Below are 12,260 nucleotides of genomic sequence, written 5' to 3'. Positions count from 1 at the left end.
ACATAAAACTAAAGAATGAATAAGATTTACTTATTCTTAGGACTGTTGCTATCATGTTTTTATGCTACAGCCCAAGAATCAACCTCACCACCTAAAGCAAACTACCTGTTAGCGTCAAAATTTTCGCCAGATAGGCTTAAGAAAATGATTTTTTCTACTACGGTTAAACCAAATTGGATAAACTTTTCTGATCGCTTCTGGTACGATTTCACTACACCTCAAGGAAAAAACTGGTACTTAGTGGATCCTGCTGCCAATAAAAAGGAAACACTTTTCGATAATGAAAAATTAGCGGCACAAATTACGAAGATTGTAAAAAATCCATTTGACGCTCAACATCTGTCTCTTCAGAATTTAAGATTTACAAAAGATGAGAAGAAAATCAGATTTGAGGTTGCCAGTACGAAAGATACAGTAAAGTCCAAAGAAGAGATTGAGAAGCTGAAAGTGAAAACTGACACAATAAAAAAGAAGCTTTTCTATTTGGAATATGATCTGGCAACACAGAAAGTCATTGAGCTAAGCGATAAATCAAAAGAGAAACAGCCTCTATCATGGGCAACCTTCTCTCCTGATACCAATACCGTCTACTTTGCTAAGGACTTTAATTTGTACTGGATGGACCGCGCCAATTATGAAAAAGCGGTTAAGAATGAAAAAGATTCAACAATTGTAGAACATCAGATCACTAAAGATGGCGTACAATATTATGCTTGGGCGGGTGATGAATATAGCACCACTACAGGAGACGATAAGAAAGATGAAGATCTTGTGAAGCGCAAGCGTGTATGGATGAACTGGTCTCCTGATGGTAAGCATTTTGTTATTTCACGTAAAGATAACAGAAGTTTAAACCCGTTATGGGTGATTAATAACGTAGGAAGTAAACGTCCTACTTTAGAGACCTATAAATACCAGATGCCAGGTGAAGTAGATTCTACGGAAACTCAAATGTTCATCTTCAAGGCTTCTGATAAAACTTACAAACAGATAAAAGTTGATGCTTTTAAAAATCAAACGATAAGTAATTGGTCTAAAACCACAGATAAAAATAGCTATAAGGGTGATTATTTTATCAATTACTGGTTAGGGTCCAATGATGCATTTTACATCGCTCGTTCTAGCCGTGATTTGAAACGTATCGATTTGATTAAGGTTAATATAGACGGATCAATTAAAGTGTTAGTTGAAGAGAGATCTAACGTTTATCAGGACATCAAAAAGCCTTTATTAATTAATAATGGTGCTGAGTTTATCCATTGGTCACAACGTGATGGCTGGGGACATTTTTACCTGTATGATAATCAAGGTAATTTGAAACAGCAGTTGACAAGTGGATCTTTCAATTGTGAAGAAATTACAGGATCTGATATGGCAACAAGAACGTTGTATTTCACGGCTAATGGTCGAGAAAAAAATGAAGATCCGTATTATTTACATCACTACAGTGTGGGCTTTAATGGTGGAAATCTAAAATTATTAAACCCAGGAAACTTTGATCATCAGGTTGATGTCAGTGAAAGTTCTCGTTACTTTGTTAATAATTTTTCTAGGGTAAATACAATTCCAGAAATCGCTTTATACCATACAAATGGTAAGAAATTAATGACCTTAGAAAAGGCGGATCTATCTTTACTTTTTGCTGCTGGTTATAAGTTTCCGCAACCATTTAAAGTAAAAGCTGGTGACGGTATTACTGATCTATATGGTGTTATGTATAAACCATTTGATTTTGATAGCACCAGAACTTATCCCATTGTGGAATATATCTATCCTGGACCACAAACGGAGGCTGTAAATCAGTCTTTTGGTAGAAGCATGGATAGAATTGACCGATTAGCACAATTTGGCATGATTGTCATTACAGTAGGTAACCGTGGTGGTCATCCTGCTCGATCACAATGGTACCATACATTTGGCTATGGTAACTTAAGGGATTATGGATTGGAAGATAAAAAGGCCGCTGCTGAACAATTGGCAGACCGCTACAAGTTTATTGATATCAACCGTGTTGGTATTACAGGACATTCGGGTGGTGGATTTATGTCAACTGCAGCAATGTTGGTATATCCTGATTTCTTCAAAGTAGCCGTTTCTGGTGCTGGAAATCATGAAAATAACATCTACAACAGATGGTGGAGTGAAAGACATCATGGTGTAACGGAGAAAATTAGTGCCAAAGGCGATACTACATTTGCTTATCAGATCGATAAAAATACAGACTTAGCAAAAAATCTTAAAGGTAAGCTTCTTATTGCAACTGGTGATATTGATAATAATGTACACCCGGCTAATTCTATTAGAATGGTGAACGCTTTAATCAAAGCAAATAAGCGTTTTGACTTCTTGCTTTTACCTGGTCAACGTCACGGATTTGGTGATATGACAGAATATTTTTTCTGGAAAATGGGTGACTATTTTGCAGAATACCTAATCGGTGATTCAAAAATTGAAGAAGTCAATATGACTGAAATGAATAGAGAAATACCGTTGAGTAGATAATCAATGATTACAAAACAAAAATTAGAAATTTTTTCCGCTATCTATACTCAGTATCAGGTAGCGGATTTTTCTTTGGATATTTTACAAGGAATATCTTTACTTGATCTTTTGGCGCTGTCTACATATGAAGCGGATAAGCAACTTGCCTTTAGAAGCGCCTGGATGTTCGAAACCATTGTTTTAAAAGATAAAGCATTGCTTGACAAGCGTAACTACCAAATGCTGATTAAAAATCTGACAGATTTAAATAATTGGAGCTGCGCTAGAAGTTATAGCAAAGTATTAATGTACATCACCTCTCCAAAAGTAAATCATATCCGCTTGTCTGATGAAGAATATGATTGCATAATTGACGTCTCTTTCAAATGGTTAACTGATCCAAGTTGTCCGGTTGCTGTAGCTGCAAATTGCATGGATATTTTAGATCAAATGAGTAAAAAATATGCGTGGGTTAAAGAAGAACTTTATGCACAGGTCGAATATTTATTGAGAATAAACCCTACTCCAGCGATTAAAAGCAGGAGTTTGAAAATTTTGAAAAAGTACATCAAATAGGTTAAACTAAAATGCTATGACTTGCTTTCGCTCTCTTATCTTCAAGATTTAAGAGATGTCCACCATCATCATAGCATTTAATTACTATTTTTAAGATAACTCTAGCACTAAAATAGTGTATGACCTTTATGTGAATATGCTCGCCCTAGGTGTCTAAAAGCAGCTTCAGTACATTCTCTCCCTCTCGAAGTTCGCATTAAATAACCTTCTTGAATAAGAAAAGGTTCATAAACTTCTTCAATTGTACCTTCATCTTCTCCTACGGCAGTAGCAATGGTTTTTAAACCAACAGGACCTCCTTTAAATTTATCTATGATGGTGGTCAGAATACGATTATCCATTTCATCTAAACCATTTTCATCCACGTTTAGGGCATTAAGTGCATATTTTGCTATCTCTCGCTCAATAGAACCTGTTCCTTTTATTTGTGCAAAATCCCGTGTTCTTCTCAACAGGGCATTGGCTATACGCGGTGTTCCTCTGCTTCTTCTTGCAATTTCATAGGCACCTTCATCTGTAATGGGTGTTTTTAGGATATCTGCAGATCTCAGTACTATGGTGGTCAATAACTTAACGTCGTAATATTGTAATCGCGCATTAATCCCAAATCGCGCACGTAATGGAGATGTTAATAGTCCTGAACGTGTTGTTGCTCCAATTAAGGTAAATGGGTTAAGCGATATTTGCACAGATCGTGCATTTGGTCCGGTCTCCAACATGATATCGATCTTGAAGTCTTCCATTGCTGAATAGAGGTATTCTTCAACAATCGGGCTTAACCGGTGGATTTCATCTATAAATAAGACGTCACCCTCTTCCAGATTGGTCAGTAATCCCGCCAGGTCACCGGGTTTATCCAGAACGGGTCCTGAAGTAATTTTAATACCTACGCCCATCTCATTGGCGATAATATTAGAAAGTGTCGTTTTACCCAATCCTGGAGGGCCATGAAGTAATACATGATCCAAAGACTCACCTCTTAATTTTGCAGCCTTAACAAAAATATTAAGATTCTCTAAAATTTTCTCCTGTCCCGTAAAGTCCTCAAAAGCCTGAGGTCGCAATACACGTTCAATGTCTCTGTCTGTATGACTTAAGTTTTCCGCATTTGGATCTAAGTGTTCATTCATTTACGCTTTCCTTTCTTCAATTTAATTATACTTTCTCGTCCAACTTGAAATCTTTAGTTGAATAACACCAAAAAAAGCTTCTTTAAAAATACTGGTACTCATTTTTGAAGTACCTTCTGTCCGGTCTGTAAAAATAATCGGTACTTCGACCACATTAAACTTATATTGTATCGCCGTAAATTTCATTTCTATCTGAAAGGCATAGCCCACAAATCGAATTTTATCAAGCGGTATACGCTCAAGAACTTTCCGTCTAAAACACACAAAACCGGCTGTAGCATCTTGGATATTGATTCCGGTGATAAACCGTACATAAACAGATGCGAAATAGGACATCAAAACCCTATTCATCGGCCAATTAACGACATTGACCCCTTTGATATAACGAGATCCGATACTCATATCTGCACCATCTAAGCAACTTTGTCTTAAACGAATTAGATCTTCAGGATTATGGCTAAAATCTGCGTCCATTTCAAAAATAAACTCATATTCTCGTGCTAATGCCCATTTAAAACCATGGATATAAGCAGTGCCAAGTCCTAATTTCCCTTTGCGTTCCTCAATGAACAAACGTCCTCTGAATTCCGCTTCAAGCGATTTTACGATTTGTGCAGTCCCATCTGGAGAACCATCATCAACGATTAAAATATGAAAAGGTACTGAGAGTGAGCATACTTTGCGAATTATTTTTTCAATATTCTCTTTCTCGTTATATGTAGGTATGATAACTAAACTATCGGCCACTTTAAAAACATTTTGTGTGTGGTAAAGTTACTAATTTTATTGGGATTTTGACGTTCGTTTAATTGGTATAATGAGGTGTTCTGCAAAATAAAAAAGTCCACTATTTTGCAATAGCAGACTTTTATTAACCAATTATAAACTTAAATTATGAGACTACAAATATAGGATAAAGGAATGGTAAACCAAACTAATTTGCGGGTTGATGCGTCTTGATAACACAAAAATTACAAATACAGCGATTAGCGATCGACTTCACCTAATACGATGTCCATAGAACCCAATATAGCGATCAAATCCGCAATTAAGGTTCCTTTTCCTAATTCAGGTAAAACGGAAAGATTGTTAAAACTCGGACCTCTTGCTTTCACACGCTTAGGAATGTCTGTCTTTTCTTGTGTTACAAAGTAAAATCCTAATTCACCTTTCGGATTTTCTGCTCTTACATAATAGTCCTGTGCTTTTAAATTCACCTTTTTAGGTACAAGTGCTCTTGGGTCAAATGTATCTGTACGCGGAAATTCTTTTAATAGTCTTTCCAAACATTGTTCGATAATCTTAACAGATTCTTTTACTTCATCGACCCGGATTTTGTATCGGTCCCAGCAATCTCCGAGCGCTCCCATCTCTCCTTTTCCAACAGGGATTTCGAAATCAATTTCTGGATAAACAGAATAACCGTCAATTCTTCTCAGATCCCATTTGATTCCTGAAGCTCTTAACATCGGACCAGAAACACCATAATTGATCGCGACATCTGCAGGCAACACACCAATATTTGCTGTTCGGGATATGAAAATCTGGTTCTCGGTCAACAGTTCATCGAGTTCGACCAATTTTGGTTTAAAATAAGTTACAAATTCAGCACACCTTTCTTCAAAACCTACTGGTAAATCGTAAAATAAGCCTCCAACCCAAATGTAATTATAGAGCATGCGTGAACCGGATACCCATTCAAGCATATTCATAATATGCTCCCGATCTCTAAAACACCACATAAACGGCGTAAATGCACCTATATCAATTCCATAGGTACCGATACCAATTAAGTGCGATGCTATTCTATTTAATTCGCAGACCAGTACACGTATATATTCAACTCTTTTTGGTATTTTATCGTCGATACCGAGCATGCGCTCTACCCCCATTACAAATGCATGGCTATTATTCATCGATGATAAATAGTCCAGACGATCTGTAAATGGAATACTTTTACCATAATTCATTGATTCCGCATGTTTATCAAAACAGCGATGCAAATAGCCTAAATGTGGAATGACTTCTTTTACAAGCTCTCCATCTGTAATCAATTGAAGCCGAAGCACGCCATGGGTAGATGGATGTTGCGGGCCCATATTAATAATCATTTCTTGAGAGCCAATGCTATCTAAATGTTGTTGGTATTTTTCTAAAGCTGCAGTATACTTCGTATGCGACATATTTTTGGTTATCCAGTTCTTATTTTATTTAATTGCTATGCCATGATAACTTTCAGGGTCTTGATAATCCTTTCTTAAGGGGTATCCTTCCCAGTCATCAGGGAGTAGAATACGTCTAAGATCAGGATGATTCGTGAAAAATATGCCCATGAGATCAAAAGCTTCCCTTTCATGCCAATCTGCAGTTTTCCACACTGCCGCTAATGATGGTACTTCGGGTAATTGCTGTAAATCACGATCATTTGCAACGGCAACTTTTAACACCAAAGTGTGTTGGTATGGTATAGAGGTCATATGATAAGTTACCAAAAATCCAGCATCACCTAAATCAACTGCCGCAATATTATTTAAAAAATCAAAATAGAAGCCTTCTTGATCCCTCAGGTAATAACAGATTTGTTCTAAAAATGCTTTATTAACAAATAAAGCAGACTGCAAACCCGATTCCTCAATTTTTTCGATAGCCTCTTCCCCGAACTGCGCAGTTATTGATTTTGAAATTTCGTGTATATTCATATACTATGGTGCTAAACGGGTTATTTTCCATGAATCTGAAACTTTCTGAAAAGCAATCCGATCATGCAGGCGGCTTGAACGCCCTTGCCAGAACTCCATATATAGTGGTTTAATTAAGTATCCTCCCCAAAATTCGGGACGAGGTACTTGCTCCTGGTCTTTAAATTCTTCTGTTAGACCTGCCACTCTTTCTTCTAAAAAAGTACGGTTTGGAATGGTATCACTTTGAGGTGAAGCAATAGCGCCAATACGGCTTCCTTTTGGTCTTGACTGAAAATATTCATCAGAGTCTTCTACTGGTAATTTTTCTATCAATCCCTCAATACGTACCTGACGTTGCAATTCTGGCCAGAAAAATAGTACGGCAACATGAGGATTAGCATCCATTTCTGTTCCTTTACGGCTATTAAAATTTGTAAAAAAACTAAAACCGTTCTCTTTAAGATCTTTAAGCAAAACAATTCTGGAAGAAGGTAGGGAAAACTCTCCTACGGTTGATAAGACCATTGCATTGGGTTCAAGAACCTCACTATGAACAGCTTCGTTAAACCATCTTTCAAATTGCACTAAAGGATCATTGCTTACTTCGCTTTCACACAGATTACCTAATGCATAATCTTGTCGAATAGCGGCAATATCTTTATGTTCGATTGCCATGACTTTGATTTTTTGTATGTCACAAACATACTAAATTCACTTATTTTTATCGACTAATCTAGTATAAATTAATCTGCAAAATGACTTTGGCATTAATTTTATTGTATAATAAGTCTAATATGTATCGCAATGTTTAACGAACTTGACCCAAAGGCTGGCTGTTTATTAATATCTGAACCTTTTATGCTCGACCCGCACTTCGAAAGATCTGTGATTTTATTGTGTAATCATAATGAAAAAGAAGGTACTTTAGGATTTATTCTAAATCATAAGGTTGTTGGCTGTATCGGTGATTTGGTTCAAAAAATAGCGAATTGCACATTTCCACTACATATTGGTGGACCTGTAGCACAAAATGAGGTATTCTTTATCCACTCAAGATTTGACTTATTGTTAAGTGGTGACGAAATTCGTGAAAATATCTATTTCGGCGGAGATCCAGAATTGCTATTTTCACTTATTAATGATCATAAGATAAAAGAAGATGAAGTCAAGTTTTTCTTAGGGTATTCGGGCTGGCAACCAGAGCAGTTAGATAAAGAAATTAAGGAAAATAGCTGGGCTGTACAGAACAAGTTTTCAACGGGATTGGTGTTTGAAAAAGATACAGAACTACTTTGGAAACAATCTGTTATGAGTCTGGGACCCAAGTATGCTCATGTGGTTAATTTTCCGCAGTCTCCTAGTCTAAATTAAATTGTAATTTTTATGAATAATATATAATATTCACTATTTTTTAGTATATTTGTGTCATTAAGCAGAGTCCTTACGTTTTAAAACATATCAATTTTATCTTAATTCGAGATATGGCTTTCACCTTTGAATTTATTTAATGCGCTGACTTTTGTTTACTTAAACTGCTATAAATTGAGTAGTTTAATATGGTTTAATATTAATTTTAAATAAATAAATGAGTAGTTCAGAAAGTTTTAGCAAAAAAGAAAAAGAGAAGAAAAAGTTAAAAAAGAAACAAGATAAGGAACAAAAGAAAGAAGAACGAAAAAACAATACCGATAAAGGTAAAAGTTTAGAAGAAATGTTTGTTTATGTCGATGAATATGGAAATATAACTTCTACTCCTCCTGATCCAACAAAAAAAACAAAAATTAACGTAGAAGATATCGCGATATCAACTGCTAAATATGAAGCAAACCCTGAGGATTTAATCAAATCTGGTATTGTGAATTTTTACAATACAGACAAAGGTTTTGGTTTCATTCGTGATCTCAAGACTCAGGATAAAATATTTTTCCACGTTAATGGTCTGATTGATGCTGTTAAAGAAAACGACAAAGTAACTTTTGAAACTGAAAAAGGATTGAAAGGTATGAATGCCGTAAATGTTAAATTGCAAAAATAACATTCAAGGTTAACGATATTAAAAAAGGGATTTAATTCATTAAATCCCTTTTTTAATATCGTTATTTTAACAATTTTACTTCATAAAGATCCTTTCGTCGATCCTTCATCACCTTGACGGTTCCATATTCATGCAGGTCACGAAGTGCATATAAATCGACATCTGCAATTAGCACCATCTCGGTGTTTGGCGTAGCCTCTGCTTTTATCGCATTATTTGGAAAGGCAAAATCCGAAGGTGTAAATACGGCCGATTGTGAATATTGGATATCCATATTATTGACCCGAGGTAAATTTCCTACAGATCCGGCAATAGCCACATAACATTCATTCTCAATTGCGCGAGCCTGTGCACATGTTCTAACACGGATGTAGCCATTCTGTGTGTCTGTCATAAAGGGTACAAATAAGATCTGCATTCCTTGATCGGCTAGAATACGGCTCAATTCTGGAAACTCAACATCATAACAAATCAGCAAACCTACTTTCCCGCAATCTGTATCAAATACTTTCACTTCATTACCTCCGGTCATTCCATAATATTTACTTTCATTGGGAGTAATGTGAATCTTTTTAAATGAATCCAGTTTACCGTTACGGTGACAGAGGTAAGATATATTATATAGTTTCTTGTTTTCCATAATGGGCATGGAGCCAGCAATGATATTGACATTATAGGAAACAGCAAATTGTTGGATTTTATCAATAATTTCTGATGTCTTCTCTGCTAGTTTTTCCATTGCCAACCTTTCAGGCAATTCATTATACGGACTCATTAACGGTGAATTGAAAAATTCTGGAAACATAATAAAATCTGTTCCATAATCGCTCACGGTATCAACAAAAAATTCAATTTGATCAAAAAAAGCATCAATATTGTCAAATAAACGCATTTGCCACTGTACTAAACCTAATCGAATGGTTTGTTTGGTGGTAGAAATAGAACGTGTTTCTGATTCGTAATAGATATTATTCCACTCCAATAGGGTTGCAAACTCCATCGATTCTGAATCTTCGGGAAGGTAATGCTTCAATATCTTTTTGACATGAAAATCATTGGACAATTGAAAGGTTAACGTTGGATCGAAAATTTCTTTACGTTTCACTTTTTCAATATATGTCCTTGGACTCATTTTATCTGAATAATTGTGATAATTGGGGATCCTTCCTCCTGCTACGATAGATTTTAAATTCATCTGCTCACACAGTTCTTTACGTGCATCATATAAGCGCCTTCCTAATCTTAATGCACGATGATCTGGATGTACAAAGACTTCTATACCATAGAGTGTGTCGCCATCGCTGGTATGTTTTGAAAATTTTCCGTCATCAATAATTTCATAATAACTATCGTATATATTACTTTTTTTTGAGTTTAAAATGATGGAAAGTGCGCAAGCTACAACATGACCGTCGATTTCTACACATAATTGTCCTTCAGGAAACATATCGATTAAATCGACAATATTTTCTCTTGTCCAGACATCTCCTACTCCTTGGTAAGCTTCGGTCATTGACCTTCTCAAATCAACATAATCTTTCTTCGTCAAGTTCCTGACTTGAATATCCATATAATATAATTTTAGTTATCTAAATTTAAACAAAATTCAAGCCTAAAAGCACAGTTCATGCGATATAAAAGAAAAAGAGCTAAAACCTACGGCTTTAGCTCTTTTGTAGAAGCTTATTTATTGCATTTTACAATGCGAAAAATTACGCTTGACCAGTTGTTCCACCAAATGGGAACGCAACAGTTGGATCACCACCGATTACTTCTGCATCAGCAGTTTGGTTTCCAGCAGCAATAGCGTCAAAGCGAATAACATTATCTTGTAATGCACCTAACAAACGTTTAGCATGTTCTGGTGTCAAAACGATTCTAGATTTCACTTTAGCTTTCGGCACACCTGGCATTACACGTACGAAGTCAATCACAAACTCTGTGTTTGAATGTGTAATGATCGCTAGATTTGAGTAGATTCCTTCTGCTACTTCTTCTGTCAACTCGATACTCAATTCGTTTTGATTTTGATTATTTTCCATAAAATTTATTATAAGTATTTAATATATGTTATTCTTATTATTTGCTAAAAGTTCTAAAGTCCTGTCCTGCTTCAATATTCAATAATGTTTCATAGATCAGGCGGATGACATTGTCGACATCTTCTTTGTGCACCATCTCTACAGTAGTATGCATGTAGCGTAAAGGTAATGAAATCAATGCAGATGGCACACCTCCATTACTGTATGCAAATGCATCGGTATCGGTACCTGTAGAACGTGATGATGCTTGACGTTGGAAAGGAATTGCATTTTTTTCTGCTACCTGAACCAATAATTTGTTTAAATTAATCTGAACTGCCGGAGCATAAGATAATACAGGTCCTCCTCCAGATGATAAATCACCCTGTGTAATCTTGTTAATCATTGGAGTCTGAGTATCATGTGTCACATCTGTAACGATCGCAACATTTGGTTTGATACGCTGTGCAATCATTTCAGCTCCACGTAGACCGATTTCTTCTTGAACAGAGTTTACGATATATAAACCAAATGGTAATTTCTTTTTATTTTCTTTGAGTAAACGCGCTACTTCAGCTATCATAAAACCACCAGCACGGTTGTCCATAGCACGACCTACATAATAGCGATCGTTGAGGATGCTGAACTCATCTTCATAAGTAATAACACAACCTACATGAATACCCAAAGCTTCTACTTCGTCCTTGGAAATACAACCACAATCTAAAAAGATATTTTTTAATGTAGGTGCTTCTTCTTTCTCTCCTGAACGTGTATGTATTGCTGGCCAACCGAATACCGCCTTTACAATACCTTTATCAGTATGGATATTTACTTTTTTAGATGGTGCGATCTGGTGGTCGGAACCACCATTGCGAATCACATAAATTAAACCGTCCTTCGTGATATAGTTAACGAACCAGGAGATCTCATCAGCATGTGCTTCTATAACAACTTTATAGTCAGCTTCTGGGTTGATAACTCCTACAGCAGTACCGTAGTTATCTGTGAATGTTTCGTCCACATATGGCTTTAAATAATCTAACCATAAGCGCTGTCCCTCCCATTCAAATCCAGTTGGTGACGGATTATTAATATATTTTTCAAAAAAAGAAATCGAGTCCTTTGTTACTATTGAAATATGTTTATTTTCTTTCTTCTTCTTGTCTGCCATGCTCCTAATTTTATTTCCGATGTCAAATTATGAAAAATTATAGTAACCACAAAAGTAAAAATTGAATTTATTTCATCTGTGCCCATATTGGGCACTTTTCTTGCTTTTTTAGCTTTATTCCGATGCAATCATGAGCTGAAAATGATTTTAAACATTATATTT

Annotated in this window: 12 protein-coding genes; 4 read left to right on the top strand and 8 right to left on the bottom strand. The window is 35.9% G+C overall.

Annotation, left to right across the window (positions count from 1 at the left end; all coding sequences use genetic code 11):
* Positions 1-15: 15 nt before the first annotated feature.
* Positions 16-2,502, top strand: a complete 2,487-nt coding sequence (locus M2265_RS01915) for a S9 family peptidase (RefSeq protein WP_132768234.1) — start codon at positions 16-18, stop codon at positions 2,500-2,502.
* Between the two features lie 3 nt (positions 2,503-2,505).
* Positions 2,506-3,057, top strand: a complete 552-nt coding sequence (locus tag M2265_RS01910; protein WP_132768236.1) for a hypothetical protein — start codon at positions 2,506-2,508, stop codon at positions 3,055-3,057.
* A 107-nt stretch (positions 3,058-3,164) separates the two neighbouring features.
* Here M2265_RS01910 and ruvB read toward each other — a convergent pair whose 3' ends face one another.
* From ruvB to pdxH, 5 genes are all read right to left on the bottom strand, one after another.
* Positions 3,165-4,187 (bottom strand): Holliday junction branch migration DNA helicase RuvB, encoded by a 1,023-nt coding sequence (gene ruvB, locus M2265_RS01905; protein WP_132768238.1) that lies wholly within the window; start codon positions 4,185-4,187, stop codon positions 3,165-3,167.
* Between the two features lie 21 nt (positions 4,188-4,208).
* Complete coding sequence (locus M2265_RS01900; protein ID WP_132768240.1) at positions 4,209-4,934, bottom strand: polyprenol monophosphomannose synthase; 726 nt, start codon at positions 4,932-4,934, stop codon at positions 4,209-4,211.
* Between the two features lie 239 nt (positions 4,935-5,173).
* The gene (locus tag M2265_RS01895; RefSeq protein ID WP_132768242.1) at positions 5,174-6,370 is read right to left on the bottom strand and encodes an NADH-quinone oxidoreductase subunit D; all 1,197 of its coding nucleotides are present in this window, start codon (positions 6,368-6,370) and stop codon (positions 5,174-5,176) included.
* A 24-nt stretch (positions 6,371-6,394) separates the two neighbouring features.
* On the bottom strand, positions 6,395-6,886 hold the full coding sequence (locus M2265_RS01890; RefSeq protein ID WP_132768244.1) for an NADH-quinone oxidoreductase subunit C: 492 nt from the start codon (positions 6,884-6,886) through the stop codon (positions 6,395-6,397).
* Positions 6,887-6,889: 3 nt separating this feature from the next.
* The gene (pdxH, locus tag M2265_RS01885; protein ID WP_021188222.1) at positions 6,890-7,543 is read right to left on the bottom strand and encodes a pyridoxamine 5'-phosphate oxidase; all 654 of its coding nucleotides are present in this window, start codon (positions 7,541-7,543) and stop codon (positions 6,890-6,892) included.
* 129 nt (positions 7,544-7,672) lie between these two features.
* On the opposite strand from pdxH, the gene M2265_RS01880 reads away from it, so the two are divergent.
* Together M2265_RS01880 and M2265_RS01875 are read left to right on the top strand one after the other, a co-directional pair.
* Positions 7,673-8,239, top strand: coding sequence for a YqgE/AlgH family protein (locus M2265_RS01880; protein WP_132768245.1), 567 nt, complete (start codon positions 7,673-7,675; stop codon positions 8,237-8,239).
* A 214-nt stretch (positions 8,240-8,453) separates the two neighbouring features.
* Positions 8,454-8,903, top strand: a complete 450-nt coding sequence (locus tag M2265_RS01875; RefSeq protein ID WP_021188224.1) for a cold-shock protein — start codon at positions 8,454-8,456, stop codon at positions 8,901-8,903.
* Between the two features lie 61 nt (positions 8,904-8,964).
* On the opposite strand, the gene M2265_RS01870 is transcribed toward M2265_RS01875, so the two are convergent.
* The 3 genes from M2265_RS01870 to M2265_RS01860 all read right to left on the bottom strand — a co-directional run bounded on the left by M2265_RS01870 (position 8,965) and on the right by M2265_RS01860 (position 12,098).
* Positions 8,965-10,473 (bottom strand): carbon-nitrogen hydrolase family protein, encoded by a 1,509-nt coding sequence (locus M2265_RS01870; RefSeq protein WP_132768247.1) that lies wholly within the window; start codon positions 10,471-10,473, stop codon positions 8,965-8,967.
* 142 nt (positions 10,474-10,615) lie between these two features.
* On the bottom strand, positions 10,616-10,945 hold the full coding sequence (locus tag M2265_RS01865; protein WP_021188225.1) for a DUF3467 domain-containing protein: 330 nt from the start codon (positions 10,943-10,945) through the stop codon (positions 10,616-10,618).
* Positions 10,946-10,982: 37 nt separating this feature from the next.
* Positions 10,983-12,098, bottom strand: a complete 1,116-nt coding sequence (locus M2265_RS01860; RefSeq protein ID WP_021188226.1) for a M42 family metallopeptidase — start codon at positions 12,096-12,098, stop codon at positions 10,983-10,985.
* Positions 12,099-12,260 lie beyond the last annotated feature (162 nt).

This window comes from Sphingobacterium kitahiroshimense, assembly GCF_025961315.1.
GTDB classification, from domain to species: domain Bacteria; phylum Bacteroidota; class Bacteroidia; order Sphingobacteriales; family Sphingobacteriaceae; genus Sphingobacterium; species Sphingobacterium anhuiense.
The sequence above is the reverse complement of the archived record's forward strand: the minus strand, read 5'-3'. Positions and strand labels throughout refer to the sequence as shown.